Consider the following 24,422-nt stretch of genomic DNA (forward strand, 5'->3'; position numbering starts at 1 on the left):
GCTGTGGACGACGGGCTCAGCCGGGCGGCGGGGGCGGCGACCCCACCGGCGACGACGGCGGGGCGCCGCCGTAGCGGCGGTCGCGCGCGGCGTACACCTCGAGGGCGTGCCAGAGGGTCCGCCGGTCGACGTCGGGCCACAGGGTGTCGAGGAAGACGAGCTCGGCGTAGGCCGACTGCCAGAGCAGGAAGTTCGAGATGCGCTGCTCGCCGGAGGAGCGCAGGAACAGGTCCACGTCGGGCACGTCCGGCTCGTCGAGGTGCCGCGCGAGCACCTTCTCGTCGACCTTCGCCGGGTCGAGCCGCCCGGCGGCCACCTCGCGGGCGACGGCCGCCGCGGCGTCGGCGATCTCGGCCCGCCCGCCGTAGTTGACGCAGAACTGCAGCGTCAGCACGTCGTTGCCGCGGGTGAGCTCCTCGGCCTCCTCGAGCTCGGCGATGACGCTCTTCCACAGCCGCCCGCGCCGCCCGGCCCAGCGCACCCGCACGCCCATCGCGTGCATCTCGTCGCGCCGGCGGCGGATGACGTCGCGGTTGAAGCCCATGAGGAAGCGGACCTCCTCGGGCGAGCGGCGCCAGTTCTCGGTCGAGAAGGCGTACGCCGACAGGTGCCGCACCCCCGCCTCGATCGCCCCGCAGACGACGTCGAAGAGCGCGCCCTCACCGGCCTCGTGGCCCTTGGTGCGCGCCAGGCCGCGCTGCTGGGCCCAGCGGCCGTTGCCGTCCATGACGACGGCCACGTGCGCGGGCACGAGCGCCGGGGGCAGCTGCGGCGGCCGGGCGCCGCTCGGGTGCGGCGGCGGGGGGACCACGTCGCGGCGCCGCGCGCCCCTCCTCAGCCGGTCGACCACCCGGCGGACGCTACCAGCGGGCCCGCGGGCGGGATCACACCCGCTCGACGTGCGGGAGCGAGCGCAGCCCGCGCTCGAGGTGCCACTGCAGGTACGCCGCGACGAGCCCGCTCGCCTCCCGGCGGTGCCGGTCGTCGCTGGCGTCGGCGGTGGCCCAGTCGCCGGAGAGCAGGGCCGAGAGCAGCTCCATGGTGGGCCCGGCCGGCGACGCGCTGCCGGGCGGGCGGCAGTCGGCGCACGCGGCGCCGCCGTTCGCCACGGCGAACCAGCCGTGCGGGCGGCCGGGGTCGGGCTCGAGGCCGCACCCGGCGCAGGCCGAGAACGAGGGGGCGTACCCGGCGACGGCGAGCGAGCGCACGAGGAAGGCGTCGAGCACGAGCCCGGGGGCGTGGGCGCCGGTGGAGAGGGCGCGCAGCCCGCCGACGAGCAGGAGGAAGTGCTGCACCGCGGGCTCGCGCTCCTCGCCGGTGAGCCGCTCGGCGGTCTCGAGCATGGCGGTGCCGGCGGTCCAGCGCGCGTAGTCGGCCGTGAGGGGGCCCCCGAAGGGCGTCAGCGTCTCGGCCTGGGTGACGGTGTCGAGCGAGCGGCCCTCGTACAGCTGCAGGTCGACGTGCATGAACGGCTCGAGCCGGGCGCCGAAGCGCGAGCGGGTGCGGCGCACGCCCTTGGCGACCGCGCGCACCCGCCCGTGCTCGCGGGTGAGCAGGGAGACGATGCGGTCGGCCTCGCCGAGCTTCTGGGTGCGCAGGACGACGCCCTCGTCGCGGTACAGGGCCACGCCACCATGATGACCCCGCTCGCGGCGCCGGGCCGCCGGGAGTCCGCGCCGCGCCGTCGCGGACTGTCGGAGGCTCCTGGCAGGGTCCCGCCCATGCGCAGCAGCGACGCCCCCGCCACGCCCCGCACCGCCCGCCGGTGCCCGGGCGTCGTCCCGCCGTTCCTCCTGGACCGCCTCGCGCGGGCCGGCGACGCCGCGCTCGCCGAGCCGGCGCAGCGCACCCTGACCGTGGACCGGGCGGTCCGGGCCGTCCGGCTGACCCGGCGGCCGACGCGCCCGGGCGAGCCCGGGCCGAGCCGGCGCGTCTTCGACGCCCAGGGCCGCACGGCGCTGCCCGGGGTGGTCGTGCGCGAGGAGGGCGCGCCGTCCCGCGGCGACGACGACGTCGACGAGGCGTACGACGGGCTGGGCGCCACCTGGACGCTGCTCATGGACGTCTACGGCCGCGACTCGCTCGACGGCGCCGGCAGCGGGCTCGACGCGACGGTGCACTACGGGCAGCGCTACGACAACGCGTTCTGGGACGGCGAGCGCATGGTGTTCGGCGACGGCGACGGCATCGTCTTCCGGGGGTTCACCGACGTGCCGAGCGTCATCGGCCACGAGCTCGCCCACGGCCTGGTCCAGGAGACCGCCGACCTCGTCTACCGCGGCCAGCCCGGGGCGCTCAACGAGTCGGTGTCCGACGTGGTGGGCGCGCTGGTCGAGCAGCGCCTGCGCGGGCAGGACGCGGCGTCGGCGAGCTGGCTCATCGGCGAGGGGCTCTTCCTGCCCGGCGTGCAGGGCCGGGCCCTGCGCGACATGGCGGCCCCCGGCACGGCGTACGACGACCCGCGCCTCGGGCGCGACCCGCAGCCGGGGCACATGGACGACTACGTCGAGACCGACGAGGACGACGGCGGCGTCCACATCAACTCCGGCATCCCGAACCGGGCGTTCCACCTCACCGCGACCGCGCTCGGCGGCTCCGCCTGGGAGCGGGCGGGCCAGGTGTGGTACGACACCCTCACGGGCGGGTCCCTCGCCCGCGACGCGGACTTCGCGGCCTTCGCGGCGGCGACCGCGGCCGCGGCCGGGGCGCGGTACGGCGCCGGCTCGCCCGAGCAGGAGGCCGTCCGCGCCGGCTGGGCGGGGGTGGGCCTCGAGGTGCGGTGAGCGGTGGGCCCGCGCGGCGCGCCGCGGTCGGGAGGTGTGCGGTGCGGATCGCGGTGAGCCGCAGCGGCGGGTTCGCGGGGCTGGTCCGGCGCGGGGTGCTCGACGTGGACCCTGGTAGCGACGGCGGCGCCTGGCAGCCGCTGGCCGAGCTCGCCGCCGCCGGGCCGGCGGAGCCTGCCGACCCGGCGCTGCGCGACGCCTACGTCTGGACCATCGAGGTCGGCGACGCCCGCACCGTGGTGCCCGACGCCGCCCTCGACGAGCGCACCCGCCAGCTCGCCCAGCGCACCCTCGACGAGGGCGCGCCCGACCCGCGCTGACGGGCTCCCGGCCCCAGGTCCCGGCGGCGGCGCACCTGGCCGCGGACGGGACCGGAGGGGGTCAGCGGCGCAGCCCCAGGCCGTCGCTCCCGTCACCGTCCCAGTCGCCGACGAGCGGCAGGTCGCTGCTGACCCCGGCGGTCACGGTCGTCGTCGCAGGGCCGCCCGGGGCCGCCTGCAGGAAGGTGCGCGGGCCCCTGCGGACCCCCAGGGTGTCCTGCCCGTCGCCGTCCCAGTCGCCGACGAGCAGGTCGTCACCGGCCCGACCGAAGCTCCGGCTGCTCGTCACCGGCCCGCCCAGCCGGTCGGTCACCGACACGACGTCCCCGCGGCGCAGGGCGAGGGAGTCCCGTCCGCCCGGCGCCCAGCGCCCCGCGACGACCTCGTCGGCGGCCCGGCCGAAGCGGAACGGCGCCCGGAACGGTCCCTCGAGACCGTCCCGCACGAAGACCAGGTCGCCCCGGCGCAGCGCGATGCTGTCGGCGCCGTCGCCGTCCCAGTCGCCGACGAGCGCCTGGTCGCCGGGGCGCCCGATGCGCAGGTCGCGCGTGGCCGGCCCGGTCGGCCCGTCCGTCAGCAGGTACCGGTCGCCCGTGCGCACCCCCAGCGTGTCGACCCCGTCGCCGTCCCAGTCCCCGACCAGGGTCTCGTCGACCGCCCGCCCGTAGCGCACCTCGCGCACCGGCGACGGGCCGAGCTCGTCGTCGAGGAGGTAGGTGGGCCCGACGGCGGGGGGCAGCAGCCCCAGCCGCTGCTTGAGCCGCAGCACCCGCAGCGCCGAGGCGGACACCGAGCGGCTGAACGCCGCGTCGGCGGCGGCCCTGGAGAGCACGGCGTCGTACATGGCCGGGAGCACGCCGGGGTCGACGGTGAGGACGAGGTCCCCGCCGGCGAGCAGCGCCGACCTGGCCCTGGTCGCGGGGTCCCACCGTTGGACCTGGGCGGCGCGACCCAGGTCGTCGGAGACCACGACGCCGTCGAACCCGAGGTCGCCGCGGACCATGCCGCGCACGACGGCCGGGGACAGGACGGCCGGGCGGTACCGGTCGATGCGCGCGTAGGTCGCGGACGAGAGCATGAGCATCGGCAGGCCGGCGCGGACCGCGCCGCGGAACGGCTCCAGGGAGGGGTCGGCCCGCCCCGTGACCGTGTCGACGACGCCGGCGGTCGTGTCGGTGTTGGCCGTGACCCGGCCCAGGCCGGGGAAGTGCTTGCCGGTCGCGGCGACGCCGGCGTCCGCCAGGCCCTGCGCGAAGGCCCCTCCGCCGCGGGCGGCGGAGGCGGCGCCGTAGCCGTAGTTGCGCGCGTAGCGCCCGATCGGCGGGTTCGCCGCGGCAGCCGCCGGGCTCCCCACCGTGTCGAGGACCGGGGCCAGGTCCACGTGCACCCCGGCGCGCCGCAGCTGGCGCCCCCAGTACCCCGCGCGCCGCCGCACCTCGGCGGGCCCGAGCCGGCTCTGCGCCAGCGCGCTGGGGATGGCGGAGAAGCCGGGCCCGGACAGGACCTGCACCGCGCCGCCCTCCTGGTCCGTGGCCACGAGCGTGGCGGCACCGGCGGTGGCCGGACGCGTGCCGAGCGCGCGCAGCCCGCGGGTGAGCCGAGCGGTCGCGTCGACGCCCGCGGCGCTGCGGCCGGTCAGGATGGCGCTGCCCACGTGCCGCTCCCGCACCGCGGCGGCGGTGCGCGCGTCCAGCCCCGTCGCCGGGGTCCCCACCATGAAGAGCTGGCCGACGCGCTGCGCCTCCGTCATCCGCTGGAGCAGGCCCACCGGGTCGCCGGCCGCGGCCGCGGTGGCGGGCGCCGGCGCTCCCGCGCCCGCCACCGCGGCCACGACGGCCAGCACCAGCCCGGCCCGCCGCCCGCGGCGGGGACGGGGAGGGCGCTCGCTCACCGCAGGCCGCGGTTGACGGCCGAGACGACCGCCTTGAGCGAGGCGACGACGATGTTCGCGTCGATGCCGACGCCCCACAGCACCCGCCCGCCGACGGCGCACTCGACGTACGCCGCGGCCCGGGCGTCGCCGCCGGCCGAGAGCGCGTGCTCGGCGTAGTCGAGGACCCGCACGTCCACGCCGACGCCCTCCAGGGCGGAGCAGAACGCGGCGATCGGGCCGTTGCCGCTGCCCTCGAGCGTCGTGTGCTCCCCGGCGTCGACGAGGTCGACGGTGAGCGCGTCGCGGCCCTCGACCTCCGACGCCTGGCGCAGGCCGCGCAGCACGAACCGGCCCCACGGGGCGTCGGGGTTGGGCAGGTACTCGTCGACGAAGGCGTCGTACATCTGCGCCGGGGTGACCTCGCCGCCCTGCGCGTCGGTGCGCGCCTGCACGACCTGGCTGAACTCGATCTGCAGCCGGCGCGGCAGGTCGAGGTGGTGCTCGGTGCGCATGACGTAGGCGACGCCGCCCTTGCCGGACTGGCTGTTGACCCGGATGACGGCCTCGTACGAGCGCCCCACGTCCTTGGGGTCGATGGGCAGGTAGGGCACCGCCCAGGCGTGCTGCTCGACGGGGACGCCCGCCGCGGCCGCGTCGCGCTCGAGGTGCTCGAAGCCCTTCTTGATCGCGTCCTGGTGCGAGCCGGAGAAGGCGGTGTAGACGAGGTCGCCGCCGTACGGGTGCCGCTCGTGCACCGGCAGCTGGTTGCAGTACTCGACGGTGCGCCGCACGTGGTCGATGTCGGAGAAGTCGATCATCGGGTCGACGCCCTGGGAGAACAGGTTCATCCCGAGGGTCACCAGGCAGACGTTGCCGGTGCGCTCACCGTTGCCGAAGAGGCAGCCCTCGATGCGGTCCGCGCCCGCGAGGTAGCCGAGCTCGGCGGCCGCGACGGCCGTGCCGCGGTCGTTGTGCGGGTGCAGCGACAGCACGACGCTCTCGCGGTGCGCGAGGTTGCGGTGCATCCACTCGATGGAGTCCGCGTAGACGTTCGGCGTGGCCATCTCGACGGTCGCCGGCAGGTTGATGATGACCTTGTGGTCCGGCGAGGGCTGCCAGACCTCCATGACCTCGTTGCACACCCGCGCCGCGAACGGCAGCTCGGTGCCGGTGAACGACTCCGGCGAGTACTCGAAGGACACGTCGGTGCCCGGGACGCTGTCGACGAGCTTCTGGCACAGCCGGGCGCCCTGCAGCGCGATGTCGACGATGCCGTCCTCGTCGAGGCCGAAGACCACGCGCCGCTGCAGGGTGGAGGTCGAGTTGTAGAGGTGCACGACCGCCTGCTGCGCCCCCTTGATCGCCTCGAACGTCCGCTCGATGAGCGCCTCGCGGGACTGGGTCAGCACCTGGATGACGACGTCGTCGGGGATGAGGTCCTGCTCGACGAGCTGGCGGACGAAGTCGAAGTCGGTCTGGCTCGCCGACGGGAAGCCGACCTCGATCTCCTTGTAGCCCATCTGCACGAGGAGCTCGAACATGCGCAGCTTGCGCGCGGGGCTCATGGGGTCGATGAGGGCCTGGTTGCCGTCGCGCAGGTCGACGGCGCACCACTGCGGCGCCTGCGTGGCGGTGCGGCCCGGCCAGGTGCGGTCGGGCAGGTCGATCGGGGTGAACGGGGCGTAGCGGTGGATCGGCATGCCGGACGGGCGCTGCTCGTTGCGCATGGGGACCTCGGGTGGATCTCGGGGTGGGCGGCCGGCAGGCAGGTGCGTCCCCCGCGGCGGGAGACCGGCCTAGGGGGTCCCGCCGCGGCGACCGAGGAGGAGTCGCACGCCCGTCATCGCGGGCCAGCGTACGACGCCCCCGCGCCACCCCGCGACGACGGCCCCCTCAGAAGCCGAGCCGGCGCAGCTGCTTGGGGTCGCGCTGCCAGTCCTTGGCGACGCGCACGTGCAGGTCGAGGTGGACCTGGGTGCCGAGGAGCGCCTCGATCTGGCGCCGGGCCCGGGTGCCGACGTCGCGCAGCCGGGTGCCGCCCTTGCCGATGACGATGGCCTTCTGGCTGGGCCGCTCGACGTACACGTCCGCGCGCACGTCGAGCAGCGGGCGGTCCTCGGGCCGGTCCTCGCGCGGGAGCATCTCCTCGACCAGCACGGCCAGCGAGTGCGGCAGCTCGTCGCGCACGCCCTCCAGGGCCGCCTCGCGGATGAGCTCGGCGACCATGACGGCCTCGGGCTCGTCGGTGAGCTCGCCCTCCGGGTAGAGCGCCGGCCCCTCCGGCATGCGGGCGAGCAGCAGGTCGGCGAGCAGGTCCACCTGCTCCCCGCGCGCCGCCGAGACCGGCACGACCTCGTCCCACGGGGTGCCGGACTCCTCGCCGAGCCGGGCGACGGCCACGAGCTGCTCGGCGAGCCGGTCGCGGGGCACCAGGTCGGTCTTGGTGACGACCGCCAGGCGCGGGGTGCGCCCCAGGGACGCGAGCTCGCCGGCGATGAACCGGTCGCCCGGGCCCACCGGCTGGTCGGCCGGGATGCACAGCGCGACGGCGTCGACCTCGGCCCAGGTGGTGCGCACAACGTCGTTGAGCCGCTCGCCGAGCAGGGTGCGCGGGCGGTGCAGCCCGGGGGTGTCGACGAGCACGAGCTGGCCGTCGGCGCGGTGCAGGATGCCCCGCACGCTGTGCCGGGTCGTCTGCGGCCGCGAGGAGGTGATCGCGACCTTCTCCCCGACGAGCGCGTTGGTCAGCGTCGACTTGCCGGCGTTGGGCCGCCCGACGAAGCAGGCGAAGCCGCTGCGGAACCCGCCGCCCGCGCTCACGCCCGGCCCGCCGGGCCGGCGGGGAGGACCCGCAGGACGGCGCCGTCCGGTCCCGCGAGCACGACGGCCGCGCCGTCGACCGCGAGCTCGGACACGGCGGCGACCCCCGCGGGCGCCTGCTCCGCGCCCGCGGCGCCGACCACCGCGGCCCCCTCGAGGGCGTCGGCGCCGCTGGACACCGCGGCCGCGACGGCGGCCTCGAGCGCGGACAGCCGCAGCGCGGCCAGCGCGACGGTGCCGGCGACGTACGTGCGGCCGGTGCCGTCGCGCACGGCCGCGCCGTCCGGCACCCCGAGCCGCGCGCGGGCCGCGCGCGCGAGGGTGACGAGCTTCTGGTCCTCGGCCGCCAGGCCCTCGGCCCCGCTCGCCGGCTGCTGCTCAGGCATCCACGCGCTCCCCGCTGTCCGCGCGCTCGCCGAGCGCCTCCTCGGCGCGGCGCACGACGAGCGTGCCCACGCGGTTGCGCCGGCCCGTCGCGGCCTCGGCGGTGAGCTCCAGGCCCTCGACGACCGTGCGCGAGCCCGGGATCGGCACCATGCCGAGGTGCTTGGCGAGCAGGCCGCCGACCGTGTCGACGTCGTCGTCCTCGAGGTCGACCCCGAAGAGCTCGCCGAGCTCGTCCACGTGCAGGCGGGTCGAGACCCGCACGCCGCCGTCGGCGAGCTGCTCGACCTGGGGGGCCTCGCGGTCGTACTCGTCGGCGATGTCGCCCACGATCTCCTCGAGGACGTCCTCGATGGTGACGATGCCGGCGGTGCCGCCGTACTCGTCGACGACGACCGCGATGTGCGTCTGGTCCTGCTGCATCTCGCGCAGCAGCGCGTCGACCGGCTTGCTCTCCGGCACGAAGCTCGCCTCGCGCATGACGCTGTCGACGCGCTCGGTCGTCTCGCCCTCGCGGTACTCGTGGGTGCGCCGCACGAGGTCCTTGACGTAGACCATGCCGACGACGTCGTCCAGGCCGCCGTCGCCGACCACGGGGATGCGCGAGAACCCGCTGCGCAGCGCGAGGCTCAGCGCCTGGCGCAGGGTCTTGTGCCGCTCGAGGTAGACGATGTCGGTGCGCGGGACCATGACCTCGCGCACGATCGTGTCGCCGAGCTCGAAGACGGAGTGGATCATGGCCCGCTCCTCGTCCTCGATGAGCCGGCTCTCCTGCGCCTGGTCGACGAGGTCGCGCAGCTCGGCCTCGGAGGCGAAGGGGCCGTCGCGGAAGCCGCGACCGGGGGTGAGCGCGTTGCCGAGCAGGATGAGCAGCTGCGGCACCGGGCCGAGCACGCGGGCGGTGCCCCGCACGAGCCCGGCGGTGGCCAGCGCCAGCCCGTCGGCGTGCTGGAGCCCGACGGTGCGCGGCGAGACGCCGACGGCGATGTAGGACACGACCACCATGACGGCGGCGGCCACGAGGACCGCCTGCCAGCGCTCGGGCAGCACGGCGAGGCACACGGCGGCCACGAGCACGGTCGCGACGAGCTCGCAGGCGACCCGCAGCAGGGTGAGGACGTTGAGGTAGCGCGCGGGGTCGGAGATGACGTCCTTGAGGACGTCCGCCCGCCTGCGCCCCTCGCGCAGCAGCTCGTCGACCCGGACGCGGGAGACCCGCGACAGCGCGGACTCGACGGAGGCGAAGCCCGCCGCGAGGACGACGAGCACGCCGGCCAGGACGGCGAGCCAGGTGTCGGTGGTGCTCACCGGCGCGTCCCGCCCCCCGCGTACGAGGTCAGCAGCTCGCGCTGGAGGCCGAACATCTCGCGCTCCTCGTCGGGCTCGGCGTGGTCGTAGCCGAGCAGGTGCAGGATCCCGTGCGTCAGCAGGAGGTTGAGCTCGTCCTGCGTCGAGTGCCCCGCCGTGCGCGCCTGCGCCGCGGCGACCGCCGGGCAGAGCACGACGTCGCCGAGCAGGCCGGGCACGGGCTCCTTGTCCTCGCTGCCGGGGCGCAGCTCGTCCATGGGGAAGGACAGGACGTCGGTCGGGCCCGGCTCGTCCATGTACTGCACGTGCAGGCGCTCCATCGTGCCCTCGTCGACGACGAGGACCGAGAGCTCGGCCAGCGGGTGGATGCGCAGGCGCTCGAGCACGTGCCGGGCGAGGTCGACGAGGACGTCCTCGTCGACCGGCGTCCCCGACTCGTTGTTGACGTCGACGCTCACCGGGCGCGGTCCCGCCGGTCGCGGCGGCCCTCCCCCGCGGCGCGGTCGCCGCGCCCGGGGCGCTGCGCCTCGTCGGCGTCGTGCCGGGCGTACGCCTCCACGATGTCGCTGACGAGCCGGTGCCGGACGACGTCCGCGCTGCTCAGGCGGTTGAACGACACGTCGTCGATGCCCTCGAGGATCTGCTGGACCACGGCGAGCCCGCTCTTGGTGCCGCTCGGCAGGTCGACCTGCGTGGTGTCGCCGGTGACGACCATCCTCGAGCCGAAGCCGAGGCGCGTCAGGAACATCTTCATCTGCTCCGGCGAGGTGTTCTGGGCCTCGTCGAGGATGATGAAGGCGTCGTTGAGCGTGCGCCCGCGCATGTACGCCAGCGGGGCGACCTCGATCGTCCCCTCGGTCATGAGCCGCGGGATCGTCGCCGGGTCGAGCATGTCGTGCAGCGCGTCGTAGAGCGGGCGCAGGTAGGGGTCGATCTTCTCCGACAGGCTGCCCGGCAGGAAGCCGAGCCGCTCGCCGGCCTCGACGGCCGGGCGGGTCAGGATGATGCGGCTCACCTGCTTGGCCTGCAGCGCCTGCACGGCCTTGGCGACCGCGAGGTACGTCTTGCCGGTGCCGGCCGGGCCGAGGCCGAAGACCACGGTGTGCCGGTCGATGGCCTCGACGTAGTGCTTCTGGTTGAGCGTCTTGGGCCGGATCGTGCGCCCGCGGCTCGACAGGATGCTCAGCGTGAGCACCTCGGCCGGGCGCTCGCGGGTCTCCGAGCGGAGCATGCCGATGCTGCGCTGGACGGCGTCGGGGGTGAGCCCCTGGCCGGTGCGCAGGACGGCGACGAGCTCGCCGACGAGCCGCTCGACCAGGGCCACCTCGCCCGGGTCGCCGGACAGCTTGATCTCGTTGCCGCGGACGTGGACCTCGGTCAGCGGGAAGGCGCTCTCGACCACCCGGAGCAGCTCGTCACCCGGTCCGAGGAGCGCGACCATCGACTGGCTCGCGGGGACGACGATGGTGGTCTGGGCCTGTGGGGTCTGTGCCATGGCTCGGCCTCGCGGCCTGATCGCCCTCCGGGGTCGGGTGTCGTGACGCTCCATGCTAACGGCGCCGTCCCCCGCGACCTTCCCCGCAGCGCGCGGGTCACCCCCGCCCGGGCGCGCTCAGGGGAGCCCCCGCGGGTCCTCCGGGTCCCGCACGAGCAGCCAGGTCGCCAGGTCGAGCACCGCCGGGCGGCCGTCGTCCCCGCGCCGGACCCGCAGCGGCTCGCCGCCCTGCCAGGCGTCCAGGCCGCGGAACAGGTCGGGGCCCGCGGGCTCGAAGCGCTCCCGGCGCCGCCCGCTGTCGAGCACGAGCAGCCCCTCGCGGCACACGAGCCGCACCGGCGCGCCCCGGTAGTACCACTCCCCCAGCAGCTCGCGCACGGCGTCGGGGACCGGCGACGGCGCCCAGGCCCGGGGCCGGCGCGGCGCGCGCCCCGCCTCGTCGAGGACGGCGTCGACGCACAGCCCGACCGGGTCGGCGACCTGCCAGGCGTTCGCGCACGCCGCGGCCACGAGGCCCTCGCCGGGCAGCACGACCAGCCCGGCGAGGAAGCCGGGCATCGACCCGCCGTGCCCGGCGAGCACCCGCTCGCCGCGCCGCACGAGCTGGAGCCCCAGGCCGTGCGCCTGGGTCCAGGCGTCGTCGACGACCACGACCGGGCGGCGCATCTGCGCGGCGGTGGCCGGGGCCAGCAGCGCCGGGTCGGGGTCGAGCAGGAAGGCGCCCCAGCGGCACAGGTCGCGCGGGGTGCTCCAGAGCTGGCCGGCCGCGCCCATGGCGGCGGTGTCGGCGTGCGGCTCCGGCTCCACGAGGTCGGCGAAGGGGTGCAGGCGCCAGCCCTGGGCGTGCGGCGGCTCCGGGAGCCACGAGGTGCGCTCCAGGCCCAGCGGCCCGAGCAGCCGCTCCCGGAGCACCGTCGGCAGGTCGGCGCCGCGCAGCTCCTCGACGAGGCGGCCGAGGAGGGCGTACGCGAGGTTGGAGTAGTGCCAGCGCGAGCCCGCCGGCAGGACCCGGGCCGGGTCGGGCAGCAGGCCGAGCAGGCCCTGCGCGTCGGGGCCGGGCACGGCCTCCCAGAAGTCGCCCCCCGGCTCGCGGGCCAGCCCGGACACGTGGGCGAGCAGGTCGCCGGCGCGGGCGTCGGCGACCGCAGCCGGCAGGCCCGGCAGGTGCCGGCCGAGGGGGTCCTCCAGCGCCAGCCGGCCCTCGTCGCGCAGCTGGAGCACCAGCACCGCCGTGAAGGTCTTGGTGATGGAGCCGATGCGGAACTGCACGTCCGGCGCCGGCTCGGGCACGCCGGCGGCGGCCTCGGCGACGACCTCGCCGTCGCGGGCCAGGGCGGCGGTGAGCTGGGGCAGGCGGGCGCTGCGCTGCAGCGCGGCGACCCGGGCGCCGAGCGGGTGCCCGCTCACCCGGGCGGCCAGGCCAGGCGCCGCCCGCCGAGGACGTGCGCGTGGACGTGGAACACCGACTGCCCGGCGCCGGGCCCGGTGTTGAAGACCAGCCGGTGGTCGGTGAGCCCGTCGACCGCCGCCGCCTCGCCCGCGGTCCGCACGACCTCCGCGAGCAGGTCGGCGTCGACCGCCGCGAGCGCGCCCACGTCGGCGTGGTGCTCGCGCGGGACCACGAGCACGTGGGTCGGCGCCTGCGGGTCGATGTCGCGGAAGGCCAGGGTGCGCCCGCCCTCGACGACGACGTCGGCGGGCACCTCCCCGGCGACGAGCCGGCAGAAGAGGCAGTCCGGCGGCGTGGCGGTGGTGTCCTCGGGCGCGCGGGCGTCGGCCATGGCGGGCACCGTACCCCCGGTCCCCGCCCGTCCACCTGACGGACGGAGCGTCCCGAGGGGCGGATGCGGTGCGAGCATGGGACCCGTGCGGGAGGCAGCGCGAGGAGGGCCGGTGGGCGGCAGCGGCGGGACCCTGGCCGGGGCACGCGCCGGGGCGCGCGCCGGGCAGCGGGTCGACGCGCGGGCGGTCGACGCGGGGGCGGTCGACGAGGCCGCGGCGCGCCTCGCCGGCGTCGTGCGCCGCACCCCCCTGGAGCCGAGCGAGCGGCTCGGCGACCTCGTGGGCGGCGAGGTGCACCTCAAGCGCGAGGACCTGCAGGCCGTCCGCTCCTACAAGCTGCGCGGTGCGTACAACCTCGTGGTGCAGGAGCGCTCGCGCGCGGCGCAGGCGGGCGTGGTCGCGGCGAGCGCCGGCAACCACGCCCAGGGCGTCGCCTTCGCCTGCCGGGCCCTCGGCCTGCGCGGGCGCATCTACGTCCCCGGCACGACCCCCCGCCAGAAGCGCGAGCGGATCGCCGCCGTCGGCGGCCCGCTCGTCGAGACCGTGGTGGTCGGCGAGACGTACGACGAGGCGCAGGAGCGCGCGCTGCTCGACGCCGCGACGAGCGGCGCGCTCATGGTGCCGGCCTTCGACGACCCGCGGACCGTCGCGGGCCAGGGCACGGTCGCGGTCGAGCTGGTCGACCAGCTGGGCCGGGCCCCCGACCTCGTCGTCGTCCCCGTCGGCGGCGGCGGCCTCGCGGCCGGCGTGGCCACCTGGCTCGCCGAGCGGCACCCGTCGACCCGCGTGGTGGGCGTCGAGCCGGCCGGCGCCGCGTCGATGGCGGCGGCGCTGGAGGCGGGCGCCCCGGTGCCGCTGGCCGCCCTCGACGGGTTCGTCGACGGCGCCGCGGTGCGCACCGCGGGCAGCGTGACCTACCCCCTCGTGCGCGACCACGTCGACGCCGTCGTGAGCGTCGACGAGGGCCGGGTGTGCAGCGAGATGCTCCGGCTCTACCAGTCCGACGGGATCATCGCCGAGCCGGCCGGCGCCCTCGCCGCCGCGGCCCTCGGCGACGCCGTGCGGCCCGAGCCCGGCACGACCACCGTCGTCGTGCTCTCCGGCGGCAACAACGACGTGAGCCGCTACGCGGAGATCGTCGAGCGCTCGCTCGTGCACGAGGGGCTCAAGCACTACTTCCTCGTCGAGTTCCCCCAGGAGCCCGGCGCGCTGCGCCGCTTCCTCGACGAGGTGCTCGGCCCCGACGACGACATCACCCTGTTCGAGTACACCAAGCGCAACAACCGCGAGTTCGGCCCGGCGCTGGTCGGCGTCGAGCTCGCGACGGCGGCCGACCTCGACCCGCTGCTGCGGCGCATGGGGTCCTCCCCGCTCACCGCGCGGCGCATCGAGCCGGACGACCCGCTCTTCCGCTTCGTGCTCTGAGCGGGCCGCCCGCCCACGGTCACACCAGCCGGCGGTCCCCCGGGCGGACCACGCGCAGCCAGCGGTAGCCGTAGCCCTCCAGCCGCAGCTCGACCGCCCCGCCCGCGCCCACCGGGGTCTCGCCGGGCTGCAGCAGGTCGACGAGCACCGCGTCCTCGCCGCAGCCGGCCAGCTGCAGCGGGACCGTCCGCGGCTCCGGCGCGAGGTTGTGCAGCGCGACGAGCGACGCCTCGGCCCAGGTGGCCCGGTGGGCCAGGACGCTCGCGTGCGGCTGCTCCAGGGGCTCGTACGACGCCCACCCCAGCTCGGGGCACTCCCGGTAGCGCTGCGCGAGCAGGGTGACGAACGCGAGCAGCGAGCCCGGGTCGCGGCGCTGGTCCTGCACGTTGACGTGCTCCGGGGCGAAGCCGCCGGTGACGACCGGGCCGGGCAGCGCCGACGGGTCGGCCGTGGAGAAGCCGCCGTTGCGCCCGCCCGTCCACTGCATCGGGGTGCGTACCGCCAGCCGGCCGGGCGCGTCGAGGTCCTCGCCCATCCCGATCTCCTCGCCGTAGAACAGCACCGGCGTGCCGGGCAGCGAGAACAGCAGGCTGTAGACCATGCGGACCCGCCGCGGGTCCCCGTCGAGCATCGGCGGGAGCCGGCGGCGCAGGCCGCGGCCGTACACCTGCATCTCCTCCTCGGGCCCGAAGGCGGCGAAGACCTCGGCGCGCTCGTCCTCGGTGAGCTTGTCGAGGGTGAGCTCGTCGTGGTTGCGCACGAAGGTGGCCCACTGCGAGTCCGGCGACACGGCGGGGCGGGCGGCGAGCGCCGCGGACAGCGGGCGCGCGTCCTGCCGGGCCAGGGACAGGTAGAGCTGCTGCATCCCGACGAAGTCGAAGAGCATCGTCAGCTCGTCGCCGTCCTCCCCGCCGAAGAAGCGCACCTGCTCCTCGTACGGCAGGTTCACCTCGCCGAGGAGCACGCCGTCGCCGGTGCGCCGGCCGAGGAGCTGGCGCAGCGCGCGCAGGTACCGGTGCGGGTCGGGGAAGTCCTCGCTCCCGGCCTGCACCTCGAGGAAGAACGGCACCGCGTCGACCCGGAACCCGCTGATCCCGAGCTGCAGCCAGAAGCACATGACCTTCGCGACCTCGTCGCGGACCCGCGGGTTCTCGACGTCGAGGTCGGGCTGGTGCTTGTAGAACCGGTGCAGGTACCACTCCCCCGTCGGCTCGCTGTACTCCCACAGCGAGTCCTCCTGGTCGGGGAAGACCACCTGGTCGCTGGTGTCCGGCGGCGGGTCCGAGCGCCACACGTAGAAGTCCCGGTACGGCGAGTCCTTGCTCGCGACCGCGCTGCGGAACCAGGGGTGCTGGTCGGAGGTGTGGTTGACGACGAGGTCGACGATGACCCGGATGCCGCGGTCGCGGGCGGTGCGGACGAGCTCGACGAGGTCGCCGTGCGTGCCCAGGCGCGGGTCGACGCCGTAGAAGTCCGTGATGTCGTAGCCGTCGTCGCGGTCCGGGGTCGGGTAGAACGGCATGAGCCACAGGCAGGTCACGCCCAGCTCGGCCAGGTGGTCGACGCGCTCGCTGACCCCGACGAGGTCGCCGGTGCCGTCCCCGTCGGTGTCGAGGTACGTCTCGACGTCGAGGCAGTAGACGACGGCGGTCTTCCACCACAGGTCGCTGGTGTCGGTGATCCTCACAGGGCGGGGGCCTACCCCCGGCCCCCGCTGATCACCCCGGGAACGTGCCCGCGCGCGGCAGCAGCGCCGGTACGGGGTGCCCCAGCCGGTCGGCGAGGAAGGCCGCGGTGGGGAGCAGGGCCGGCAGGTCGAGGCCGGTGCGGTGGCCCATCCGCTCCAGCAGGTACGCGAGGTCCTCGGTCGCGACGTTCCCCGTGGCCGCCGGCGCGAAGGGGCAGCCGCCGATGCCGCCGGCGCTCGCGTCGAGCACCGTCGAGCCGGTGCCCAGGGCCGCCACCGCGTTGGCGTAGCCGGTGTTGCGGGTGTTGTGGAAGTGCCAGCGCAGCGGCAGCGCGTCGCCGACCCGCCCGCGCACGGCGTCGGCCAGGTCGCGCACCTGCGTCGGCACCCCGACCCCGATGGTGTCGCCGAGGCACAGCTCGTCGGCGCCCTCCGCGGCGCGGGCGGCGACGTCGGCCACCCGGTCCGGGTGCACCTCGCCCTCGAAGGGGCAGCCGAAGGCGGTCGCCAGGGTGACGGTCGTGCGCAGCCCCGCCGACCGCGCCGCCGCGACGACCTCGGCGGCGACCCGTACGGCCTCCTCGGTGCCCGTGCCCTGGTTGCGGCGGCTGAACGCGTCGCTCACCGCGACCACCGCGTTGACCTCGTCGACCCCCGCGTCGAGGGCCCGGTCCAGGCCGCGCCGGTTGAGCACCAGCCCGATGTACGAGACCCCGTCCCGCCGCGGCGCGGCGGCCATGACCGCCTCGGCGTCCGCCATCGCCGGCACCACCCGCGGGTGCGCGAACGACACCGCCTCCACCCGCCGGGCGCCGGCCTCGACGAGCCGGGTGACGAGCTCGACCTTGTCGGCGGTGCTCAGGTGCACGGCCTCGTTCTGGAGCCCGTCGCGCGGGCTGACCTCGACGATCGTGACGTCGCTGGGCACCGGTCCTCCTCGACCTCGCTGCTGCCCCGCCATCCTGCCGCAGCCGCGCCGGGCGGGTGCTCAGCCCCAGCGGCCGGTGCGCACCTGCAGGACCGCGAGGGCGGCGGTACCGGCGGTGGAGGTGCGCAGCACCTCGGCGCCGAGCCGCACCGGGCGGGCCCCGGCGGCCGCGAGGGCGTCGAGCTCGTCGGGCGCGACCCCGCCCTCGGGGCCGACGACGAGCACGAGGTCGCCGCCGTCGGGGAGCGGCGCCGTGGCGAGGGGCTCCTCGGCCTCCTCGTGGAGCACGTACGCCGTCCCGGCCCCCGCCAGCGCCGCCACCTCGGCGGTGGTCGCGAGCGGGAGGACCTCGGGGACGCGTGCGCGGCGGGACTGCTTGGCGGCCTCGCGGGCGGTCGCCCGCCACTTGCCGAGCGCCCGGGCACCGCGGTCGCCGCGCCACTGCACGACGGAGCGGGCGGCGGCCCACGGCACGACGGCGTCGACGCCGACCTCGGTCATCGTCTCGACGGCGGTCTCGCCCCGGTCGCCCTTGGCCAGCGCCTGCACGACGACGAGCCGGGGGCTCGGCGCCGGCAGCGCCCGCCGCGCGACGACCTCGAGCTCCAGGGAGTCGCGGTGCGCGACCGCGACGACGCAGTCCGCCACCTCGCCCGCGCCGTCGGCGAGCACGAGCGCCTCGCCGGGCTGCAGGCGCCGCACCGCGGCGGCGTGCCGGCCCTCGGCGCCGTCGAGCACGAGCCGCCCCCTCGGGGGCAGCGTCCCGGGCTCGACGAGGAAGACGGGCGGGGTCACGCGCGAGGGCCGGCGCTCAGCGGAACGCGTCGCGCAGGCGCGAGAAGAACCCGTGCTCGCCCTCGCGGCCGAACTGCCCGGAGGGGGTCTCCTCGCCGCGCAGCTGGGCGAGCCGGCGCAGCAGCTGCTCCTGCTCGTCGTCGAGGCGGGTCGGGGTCTGCACGTCGACGTGCACGTGCAGGTCGCCGCGCCCGGGCGCGCGCAGGTGCTGCACGCCGCGCTCGTGGAGGGTGACGACCTGCCCGGACTGGGTGCCCGAGCGCACCTCGACGTCCTCGGTGCCGTCGAGGGTGTCGAGCGTCAGCGTCGTGCCGAGCGCCGCCGCCGTCATGGGGAGCTTGACGGTGCAGTGCAGGTCGTCGCCGCGGCGGGTGAAGACCGGGTGCGGGCGCTCGGACACCTCGATGTAGAGGTCGCCGGGCGGGCCGCCGCCGGGGCCGACCTCGCCCTCGCCGGCGAGCTGGATGCGGGTGCCGGTGTCGACGCCGGCCGGGATCTTGACGGTGAGGTCGCGCCGGGTGCGCACGCGCCCGTCGCCGCCGCACTCCCCGCAGGGGTTGGGGACGACCGTGCCGTACCCCTGGCAGTTCGGGCACGGCCTGGAGGTCATGACCTGCCCCAGGAACGAGCGCGCGACCTGCTGCACCTCGCCGCGGCCCTTGCAGATGTCGCAGGTGCGCGGCGACGTCCCGGGCGCGGCACCTCCGCCGTGGCAGGTGGGGCAGGTGACCGCGGTGTCGACCTTGAGGTCGCGGGTCGCGCCGAACGCGGCCTCGGCGAGGTCGACCTCGAGGCGGATGAGCGCGTCCTGGCCGCGGCGCGAGCGGGGGCGCGGGCCGCGCCCGCCGCCGGCCGCGCCGCCGAAGAACGCGTCCATGATGTCGTTGAACCCGAAGCCGGCGCCGCCGGGGAAGCCGCCGGCGGAGGGGTCGCCGCCGAGGTCGTACATCTCGCGCTTCTGCGGGTCGGCGAGCACCTCGTAGGCGGCCGTGACCTGCTTGAACCGCTCCTGCGTCTCCGGGTCGGGGTTGACGTCCGGGTGCAGCTCGCGGGCGAGGCGGCGGTACGCCTTCTTGATCTGGTCCGGCGACGCGTCGCGCGCCACGCCCAGGGTGGCGTAGTGGTCCGTGTTCTGCGTGGGCACTAGCTCTCCGCGAGGATCTGTCCGACGTAACGGGCCACCGCGCGCACCGCACCCATCGTCGACGGGTAGTCCATGCGCGTCGGTCCGAGCACTCCGAGCTTCGCGACCGCCTCGGCGCCCGAACCGTAGCCGGTGGACACCAGCGAGGTGCTCGAGAGCCCCTCGTGCTGGATCTCCGAGCCGATGCGCACGGTGAGGGTCGAGGGGTCGCTGGCCTCGCCGAGCAGGCGCAGGAGCACGACGTGCTCCTCCAGCGCCTCGAGGACGGGCCGGATGGTGAGGGGGAAGTCCTGCCCGAAGCGGGCCAGGTTGGCGGTGCCCGCGAGCACCACCCGCTCCTCGCTCTGCTCGAGCAGGGCCTCGAGCAGCACCGCGAGGAGGGTGTCGACGACGGGCCGCTCGGCGGGCTCGAAGCGGTCGGCGAGGTCGGCGACGAGGTCGGGGACGTCGGTGAGGCGCCGGCCGTCGACGGCCGCGTTGAGCCGGGACCGCAGGTCGGCGAGCAGCTGCTCCCCGGGGACCTGCCGGCACTCGACGACCCGCTGCTCGACCCGGCCGGTGTCGGTGATGAGCACGAGCATGACGCGGGTCCCGCCCAGCGGGACCACCTCGACGTGGCGCACCGTCGAGCGGGTCAGCGAGGGGTACTGCACGACGGCGACCTGGCGCGTCAGCTGCGCGAGCAGGCGCACCGTGCGCAGGACGACGTCGTCGAGGTCGACGGCGCAGTCCAGGAAGCTCTGGATGGCGCGGCGCTCGGCCGCCGTGAGCGGCTTGACGGTGGAGAGCCGGTCGACGAAGAGCCGGTAGCCCTTGTCGGTCGGCACCCGGCCGGCGCTGGTGTGGGGCTGGGCGATGTAGCCCTCCTCCTCCAGCGCGGCCATGTCGTTGCGGATGGTCGCCGGGGAGACCCCGAGGTTGTGCCGCTCCACGAGCGACTTCGAGCCGACGGGCTCCTCGGTCGACACGTAGTCCTCGACGATGGCGCGCAGGACGGCCAGCCGACGGTCCTCGACCACTGCACCCCTCCCTCGTCGCCGGCCCGCCCGCGCGGGCCCCCTCCCGGCGCGCCTGGCACTCCGCGCGTCGGAGTGCCAAGTGTACGGCGGCGACCCCCCTCCTGCCCCTCCCCGCGGCTAGGCTCGCCGGGTGGAGGAGGCCGTCGTCGTGGACGCGGTCCGCACCCCCTCGGGGCGCGGGCGGCCCGGCGGCGCGCTGTCCGGGGTCCACCCCGTCGACCTGCTCGCCGGCACCCTGCGCGCGCTCCTCGAGCGCACCGGCCTCGACCCCGCCCTCGTCGACGACGTGGTCGGCGGCTGCGTCTCCCAGGTCGGCGAGCAGGCGTCCAACGTGGTGCGCTCGGCCGTGCTCGCCGCCGGCCTGCCCGCGTCCGTGCCGGCCGTCACCGTCGACCGGCAGTGCGGCTCGGGCCAGCAGGCGGTGCACTTCGCGGCCCAGGGCATCGCCGCGGGCGCGTACGACGTCGCCGTCGCCTGCGGCGTCGAGTCGATGTCGCGGGTGCCGCTGGGCTCCTCGGTCGCCGGCGCCGACCCGTACGGCCCCCTCCTGCGCGCCCGCTACCCGGGGCTGGTCCACCAGGGCGTCGCCGCCGAGCTCGTCGCGGCGCGCTGGGGGCTCGGGCGCGAGGAGCTCGACGCGTACGCCGCCCGCTCCCACCGCCTCGCGGCCGCCACGGCCGCCGCGGGGGGCTTCGACGCCGAGCTGGTGCCCGCCGGCGGGCTCGTCGCCGACGAGACCGTGCGCCCGGGCACCACCGTCGGGGCGCTGGCCGCCCTGCCGCCGGCGTTCCGCACGGACGAGCTGGCCGCGGCGCACCCGGAGGCGGGCTGGCACGTGACGGCCGGCAGCTCCTCGCCCCTCACGGACGGCGCCGCGGCGGCGCTGCTCGTCGGCGCCCGTACGGCCGAGCGGCTCGGCCTGCGCCCCCGGGCGCGCGTCGCCGCGTGCGCCGTCGCCGCGGACGACCCGGTGCTCATGCTGACCGGCGTGCTGCCGGCGACGCGCAGGCTCCTCGCCCGCGCGGGGCGCACCCTCGACGAGGTCGACCGCTACGAGGTCAACGAGGCGTTCGCACCGGTCCCCCTCGCCTGGGCGCGCGACCTCGGCGCCGACCCGCAGCGGCTCAACCCCTGCGGCGGCGCGATCGCCCTGGGCCACCCGCTCGGGGCGACCGGCGTGCGCCTGCTCGCGACGCTGGTGCACGGGCTCGAGGCGTCCGGCGGGCGCTGGGGGCTGCAGGCGGTCTGCGAGGGCGGCGGCACGGCCAACGCGATGCTCGTGGAGCGGCTCTGAGCGCGGGGGCCGCGCGCGACCTCGTCCTCGCGGCCACGAGCGTCCAGGTGCCGCGCTACGTCCCCGAGGTGCGCCTGCACCTCGCCGACGACATGACGCTGCTGTGGCAGCGCATGGAGCGCGAGACGGGGGCCACCGGCACCGAGCCGCCGTACTGGGCCGCCGCCTGGGCGGGCGGGCAGGCCGTCGCCCGGCACGTGCTGGACGCCCCGGAGGTGGTGCGGGGCCGCACGGTGCTCGACCTCGCCACCGGGTCCGGGCTCTGCGCGGTCGCCGCGGCGCTGGCCGGGGCGCGGCACGTCACGGGCGTCGACGTCGACCCGTGGGCGGTCGCGGCGCTGCGGGAGAACTGCCTCCTCAACGGCGTCTCGGTGGAGCCGGTCCTCGCCGACCTGCTCGACGGGCCGCCCGCGACGGCCGACGTGGTGCTGGCCGGGGACGTGAGCTACGAGCGGGGCATGGCCTCGCGGATGTACGCGTGGCTGCGGCGCTGCCACGACGCCGGGTGCGACGTGCTGGTCGGCGACCCCGGGCGCGCGTTCCTGCCGCCGGGGCTCGTCGAGGTGGCGCGATACGACATCGTCGGCGACCCGGTCCTGGAGAACGCCGGGGTGCGCCGGGCGGCGGTGTACCGGCTGGGGTGACGCGGCCCGCGCCCGGACCGACCCGCCGGGGGCACGGGTAGCCTCGGCGGAGGTGGCGCCGGGTCGGCCGGGCCGGGACCCGCGGGGGCGTGCGTGGTGGCGGAGCAGCAGGACGGCGGGTCCGGGCGGCCGCGCCGCGGGGGCCTGCGCGGGCTCGTCGACCGCGCGCTGCTCACCGTCTGGGGCCCGCCCGACCTCGACCCCTCGGTGCGCCGCCGCAGCCCCCTCGAGGGCACCGAGTGGGACCCGCAGGTGCGCAAGGCGCGCCGCGCCGAGCGGCGCCGCCGGGGCTGACCCCCCGAGACGCCGTGGCGCGGCGGCCCTCGGCGCGGACGTCGCACCCCTCCCCGCCGTGATCATGCGCGGAGGGCGCACCCCCGCGCCGCACGGGCCGCCGGCCGAGGACGGCACCGGCACCGCCGCGCCATCCGCGCATGACCACGGCAGGACTGAGGACGGACCGGCCGCCGCCGGCGTCTCGGGGCGGGCGCCTACCCCCGCGCGAGGTGCCGGGCGATGACCATGCGCTGGATCTGGTTCGTGCCCTCGAAGATCTGCATGACCTTGGCCTCGCGCATGTACCGCTCGACGGGGAAGTCCCGCGTGTAGCCGGCACCGCCGAGCACCTGCACCGCGTCGGTGGTCACCCGCATCGCCGCGTCGGTGGCGACGAGCTTGGCGATGCTGGCCTGCCGCGAGTACGGCTTCCCCGCGTCCTTGCGCCGGGCCGCGTCGAGCACCGTGGCGCGCGCGGACTCGACGGCCGCGGCCATGTCCGCGAGCAGGAAGCCGAGGCCCTGGTGGTCGATGATCGCCTTGCCGAACGCCTGGCGCTCCTTCGCGTACGCCACCGCGTCGTCGAGCGCGCCCTGCGCCAGCCCGACGGCGACCGCCGCGATCCCGAGCCGGCCCGAGTCGAGCGCGGAGAGCGCGATGGGCAGCCCCTGCCCCTCCTCGCCGAGGCGCCGGTCCGCGTCGACGCGGACGCCGTCGAACCACATCGTCGCGGTCGTCGACCCGGTGAGGCCCATCTTCTGCTCCGGCGGCGCCGCGCTCAGCCCCGCGGCGTCGCCCGGCACGAGGAAGCACGAGACCCCGCGGGACCGGTCGTCGGAGGTCCGCAGGAACGCCGTGTAGGAGTCGGCGTGCCCGCCGTGGGTGACCCACGCCTTGGCGCCGTCCAGGACGTACGCGTCGCCGTCGCGCCGCGCGGTCGCCCGCATCGCCGCCGGGTCCGAGCCCGCGTGGCTCTCCGACAGGCAGTACGCCCCCAGCAGGTCGCCCGCGAGCAGGTCCGGCAGCCACCGCTCCTGCTGCTCCGGCGTCCCGGCCGTGGCGAGCGGGAAGCAGGTCAGCCCGTGGACGCTGACGCCCACCGCCACGCTCGCCCAGACGGCGCCGAGCTCCTCGAGCACCTGCAGGTAGACCTCGTACGGCTGCCCCGCACCGCCCTGCTCCTCGGGGTACGGCAGCCCGAGCAGGCCGCTCTTGCCCAGCAGGGCGAAGACGTCGCGGGGGAAGCGCTCGTCCCGCTCGTCCTGGGCGACCCGCGGCGCCAGCTCGTCGCGGGCGATCTCGCGCACGAGGTCGAGGAGCTCGGCGGCCTCCTCGGTGGGGAGCAGGCGCTCGACGGGCACGGGGTCCTCCTGCGGCGTCCGCGGCCGCTCCGGTGCGGCCGCTCCGCGGCTACGGTACGGCCCGTGAGCGCCGCCGCCGAGCCAGAGCCCGCCCACGAGCCCACCGACCGTCCGGTCGACCAGCCCCGCGACCAGCCCCGCGACCAGCCCCGCGACCAGCCCCGCGACCAGCCCGTCGACCGGACGGGCCACGTCATGGTCCTGTCCGGCGGGAGCCGCGGCATCGGCCTGGCGATCGCGGTGCGCTGGGCCCGCGGCGGCGGCGACGTCGTCCTGCTCGCCAAGACGGCGGCGCCGCACCCCCGGCTCGAGGGCACGCTCGCCACGGCGGCCGCCGCGGTGGAGGAGGCCGGCGGGCGGGCCCTGCCGGTCACCGGCGACGTGCGGTCCGACGAGGACGTGGCGCGCGCGGTGGCCGCGGCCGTGCAGCGGTTCGGCGGCGTCGACGTCGTCGTCAACAACGCCAGCGCGATCGACCTGTCCGGCGTCCGCGACCTGCCCATGAAGCGCTACGACCTGCTGCAGGACGTCGACGCGCGGGGGACGTACCTGCTGACGGCCACCTGCGTGCCGCACCTCGAGGAGAGCGCGCGGGCCGGGCGCCGCCCGCACGTGCTCACGCTCTCGCCGCCGATCGACCTGGACCCGCGCTGGTTCGACCCGATGACGGCGTACGCCATGGCGAAGTACGGGATGAGCATGTGCACGATCGGCTTCGCCCGCCAGCTCGCCGGCGCGGGGGTCGCCGTGGACTCGCTGTGGCCGCGCACGACGATCGCGACCGCGGCGGTCGCGAACCTGCTCGGCGGGGAGGCCGCCCTGCGCCGCAGCCGGACCCCGGAGGTGGTCGCCGACGCCGCCTGGGAGCTGCTCACCCGCCCCGGCTGGTCCACGGGCGGCTTCCACGTCGACGAGGACGTGCTGCGCGCGGCCGGGACGAGCGACCTGTCGCGCTACCTCGCGCCCGGTGCGCGCGAGGAGGACCTGGCGACGGACTTCTTCCTGCCCGGCGGGGAGGTGCCGCCCCGCACCCCTTGACGGCGGACCTCCCGCGGCAGTTGCCTGTGCTTCCCAACACAGCACG

24 protein-coding genes are annotated in these 24,422 nt (G+C 76.6%); 7 read left to right on the forward strand and 17 right to left on the reverse strand.

Features of this window, described 5'->3' with window-relative positions; translation table 11 throughout:
* Positions 1-16: 16 nt before the first annotated feature.
* Both D5H78_RS07355 and recO read right to left on the reverse strand, forming a co-directional pair.
* Positions 17-850: an isoprenyl transferase gene (locus D5H78_RS07355; protein WP_119949748.1), complete on the reverse strand. Its 834-nt coding sequence runs from the start codon at positions 848-850 to the stop codon at positions 17-19.
* A gap of 34 nt (positions 851-884) precedes the next feature.
* Complete coding sequence (recO, locus tag D5H78_RS07360) at positions 885-1,628, reverse strand: DNA repair protein RecO (RefSeq protein WP_119949749.1); 744 nt, start codon at positions 1,626-1,628, stop codon at positions 885-887.
* A gap of 93 nt (positions 1,629-1,721) precedes the next feature.
* On the opposite strand from recO, the gene D5H78_RS07365 reads away from it, so the two are divergent.
* Positions 1,722-2,783, forward strand: coding sequence for a M4 family metallopeptidase (locus D5H78_RS07365; protein ID WP_119949750.1), 1,062 nt, complete (start codon positions 1,722-1,724; stop codon positions 2,781-2,783).
* Positions 2,784-2,836: 53 nt separating this feature from the next.
* Positions 2,837-3,103 (forward strand): protealysin inhibitor emfourin, encoded by a 267-nt coding sequence (locus D5H78_RS07370; protein ID WP_133412018.1) that lies wholly within the window; start codon positions 2,837-2,839, stop codon positions 3,101-3,103.
* Between the two features lie 61 nt (positions 3,104-3,164).
* On the opposite strand, the gene D5H78_RS07375 is transcribed toward D5H78_RS07370, so the two are convergent.
* The 9 genes from D5H78_RS07375 to D5H78_RS07415 all read right to left on the reverse strand — a co-directional run bounded on the left by D5H78_RS07375 (position 3,165) and on the right by D5H78_RS07415 (position 12,764).
* Complete coding sequence (locus D5H78_RS07375) at positions 3,165-4,994, reverse strand: glycoside hydrolase family 3 N-terminal domain-containing protein (RefSeq protein ID WP_119949752.1); 1,830 nt, start codon at positions 4,992-4,994, stop codon at positions 3,165-3,167.
* Positions 4,991-6,703, reverse strand: a complete 1,713-nt coding sequence (gene leuA / locus D5H78_RS07380) for a 2-isopropylmalate synthase (RefSeq protein WP_119949753.1) — start codon at positions 6,701-6,703, stop codon at positions 4,991-4,993. The genes D5H78_RS07375 and leuA overlap by 4 nt, the downstream gene beginning before the upstream one ends.
* 166 nt (positions 6,704-6,869) lie before the next feature.
* Complete coding sequence (era, locus tag D5H78_RS07385; RefSeq protein ID WP_119949754.1) at positions 6,870-7,796, reverse strand: GTPase Era; 927 nt, start codon at positions 7,794-7,796, stop codon at positions 6,870-6,872.
* A complete protein-coding gene (locus tag D5H78_RS07390) occupies positions 7,793-8,182 on the reverse strand; it encodes a cytidine deaminase (RefSeq protein ID WP_119949755.1) in 390 nt (129 codons plus the stop codon). The genes era and D5H78_RS07390 overlap by 4 nt, the downstream gene beginning before the upstream one ends.
* Complete coding sequence (locus D5H78_RS07395) at positions 8,175-9,488, reverse strand: hemolysin family protein (RefSeq protein ID WP_119949756.1); 1,314 nt, start codon at positions 9,486-9,488, stop codon at positions 8,175-8,177. The genes D5H78_RS07390 and D5H78_RS07395 overlap by 8 nt, the downstream gene beginning before the upstream one ends.
* On the reverse strand, positions 9,485-9,946 hold the full coding sequence (gene ybeY, locus D5H78_RS07400) for an rRNA maturation RNase YbeY (protein WP_119949757.1): 462 nt from the start codon (positions 9,944-9,946) through the stop codon (positions 9,485-9,487). Before ybeY ends, D5H78_RS07395 begins: the two co-directional genes overlap by 4 nt.
* The gene (locus tag D5H78_RS07405; protein WP_119949758.1) at positions 9,943-10,983 is read right to left on the reverse strand and encodes a PhoH family protein; all 1,041 of its coding nucleotides are present in this window, start codon (positions 10,981-10,983) and stop codon (positions 9,943-9,945) included. Before D5H78_RS07405 ends, ybeY begins: the two co-directional genes overlap by 4 nt.
* Positions 10,984-11,100: 117 nt before the next feature.
* Positions 11,101-12,390, reverse strand: coding sequence for a serine hydrolase domain-containing protein (locus D5H78_RS07410; RefSeq protein ID WP_165865643.1), 1,290 nt, complete (start codon positions 12,388-12,390; stop codon positions 11,101-11,103).
* Complete coding sequence (locus D5H78_RS07415) at positions 12,387-12,764, reverse strand: histidine triad nucleotide-binding protein (protein WP_119949759.1); 378 nt, start codon at positions 12,762-12,764, stop codon at positions 12,387-12,389. The genes D5H78_RS07410 and D5H78_RS07415 overlap by 4 nt, the downstream gene beginning before the upstream one ends.
* Before the next feature lie 133 nt (positions 12,765-12,897).
* Between D5H78_RS07415 and ilvA the strand changes: the two genes are divergently transcribed.
* Positions 12,898-14,190 carry a threonine ammonia-lyase IlvA gene (gene ilvA / locus D5H78_RS07420; protein ID WP_342782436.1) on the forward strand — a complete coding sequence of 431 codons (1,293 nt, stop codon included), beginning with the start codon at positions 12,898-12,900 and terminating at the stop codon, positions 14,188-14,190.
* A gap of 19 nt (positions 14,191-14,209) precedes the next feature.
* On the opposite strand, the gene D5H78_RS07425 is transcribed toward ilvA, so the two are convergent.
* Genes D5H78_RS07425 through hrcA form a run of 5 tightly spaced genes read right to left on the reverse strand, consistent with a single transcriptional unit; the run spans position 14,210 to position 19,763 of the window.
* Complete coding sequence (locus D5H78_RS07425) at positions 14,210-15,877, reverse strand: alpha-amylase family protein (RefSeq protein WP_119949761.1); 1,668 nt, start codon at positions 15,875-15,877, stop codon at positions 14,210-14,212.
* Positions 15,878-15,908: 31 nt separating this feature from the next.
* Positions 15,909-16,805, reverse strand: a complete 897-nt coding sequence (locus tag D5H78_RS07430; RefSeq protein WP_218566336.1) for a hydroxymethylglutaryl-CoA lyase — start codon at positions 16,803-16,805, stop codon at positions 15,909-15,911.
* A 60-nt stretch (positions 16,806-16,865) separates the two neighbouring features.
* On the reverse strand, positions 16,866-17,600 hold the full coding sequence (locus D5H78_RS07435) for a 16S rRNA (uracil(1498)-N(3))-methyltransferase (protein WP_119949763.1): 735 nt from the start codon (positions 17,598-17,600) through the stop codon (positions 16,866-16,868).
* A 16-nt stretch (positions 17,601-17,616) separates the two neighbouring features.
* Entirely contained in the window at positions 17,617-18,744 is a 1,128-nt protein-coding gene (gene dnaJ, locus D5H78_RS07440) for a molecular chaperone DnaJ (RefSeq protein ID WP_119949764.1), read from the reverse strand.
* On the reverse strand, positions 18,744-19,763 hold the full coding sequence (gene hrcA / locus D5H78_RS07445; RefSeq protein WP_119949765.1) for a heat-inducible transcriptional repressor HrcA: 1,020 nt from the start codon (positions 19,761-19,763) through the stop codon (positions 18,744-18,746). Before hrcA ends, dnaJ begins: the two co-directional genes overlap by 1 nt.
* Positions 19,764-19,893: 130 nt before the next feature.
* Here hrcA and D5H78_RS07450 point away from each other — a divergent pair, with 130 nt between their 5' ends.
* The 3 genes from D5H78_RS07450 (at position 19,894) to D5H78_RS07460 (ending at position 21,995) form a co-directional block, all read left to right on the forward strand.
* Positions 19,894-21,057 carry a thiolase family protein gene (locus D5H78_RS07450; RefSeq protein WP_119949766.1) on the forward strand — a complete coding sequence of 388 codons (1,164 nt, stop codon included), beginning with the start codon at positions 19,894-19,896 and terminating at the stop codon, positions 21,055-21,057.
* A 47-nt stretch (positions 21,058-21,104) separates the two neighbouring features.
* Positions 21,105-21,701, forward strand: coding sequence for a class I SAM-dependent methyltransferase (locus D5H78_RS07455; protein WP_218566337.1), 597 nt, complete (start codon positions 21,105-21,107; stop codon positions 21,699-21,701).
* Between the two features lie 96 nt (positions 21,702-21,797).
* Positions 21,798-21,995: a hypothetical protein gene (locus D5H78_RS07460; protein ID WP_119949767.1), complete on the forward strand. Its 198-nt coding sequence runs from the start codon at positions 21,798-21,800 to the stop codon at positions 21,993-21,995.
* 197 nt (positions 21,996-22,192) lie between these two features.
* On the opposite strand, the gene D5H78_RS07465 is transcribed toward D5H78_RS07460, so the two are convergent.
* Positions 22,193-23,338, reverse strand: a complete 1,146-nt coding sequence (locus D5H78_RS07465) for an acyl-CoA dehydrogenase family protein (protein ID WP_119949951.1) — start codon at positions 23,336-23,338, stop codon at positions 22,193-22,195.
* Between the two features lie 195 nt (positions 23,339-23,533).
* Between D5H78_RS07465 and D5H78_RS07470 the strand changes: the two genes are divergently transcribed.
* Positions 23,534-24,376, forward strand: coding sequence for an SDR family oxidoreductase (locus tag D5H78_RS07470; protein WP_119949768.1), 843 nt, complete (start codon positions 23,534-23,536; stop codon positions 24,374-24,376).
* The last annotated feature ends 46 nt before the right edge of the window (positions 24,377-24,422 follow it).

Source organism: Vallicoccus soli (genome assembly GCF_003594885.1).
Classification (GTDB): domain Bacteria; phylum Actinomycetota; class Actinomycetes; order Motilibacterales; family Motilibacteraceae; genus Vallicoccus; species Vallicoccus soli.

Bases quoted from the DNA above. Each gene is read 5' to 3' on its own strand.
- leuA (WP_119949753.1), bottom strand. From the start codon at position 6,703: ATGCGCAACGAGCAGCGCCCGTCCGGCATGCCGATCCACCGCTACGCC.
- D5H78_RS07470 (WP_119949768.1), top strand. From the start codon at position 23,534: ATGGTCCTGTCCGGCGGGAGCCGCGGCATCGGCCTGGCGATCGCGGTG.
- D5H78_RS07390 (WP_119949755.1), bottom strand. From the start codon at position 8,182: ATGCCTGAGCAGCAGCCGGCGAGCGGGGCCGAGGGCCTGGCGGCCGAG.
- D5H78_RS07365 (WP_119949750.1), top strand. From the start codon at position 1,722: ATGCGCAGCAGCGACGCCCCCGCCACGCCCCGCACCGCCCGCCGGTGC.
- D5H78_RS07405 (WP_119949758.1), bottom strand. From the start codon at position 10,983: ATGGCACAGACCCCACAGGCCCAGACCACCATCGTCGTCCCCGCGAGC.
- D5H78_RS07415 (WP_119949759.1), bottom strand. From the start codon at position 12,764: ATGGCCGACGCCCGCGCGCCCGAGGACACCACCGCCACGCCGCCGGAC.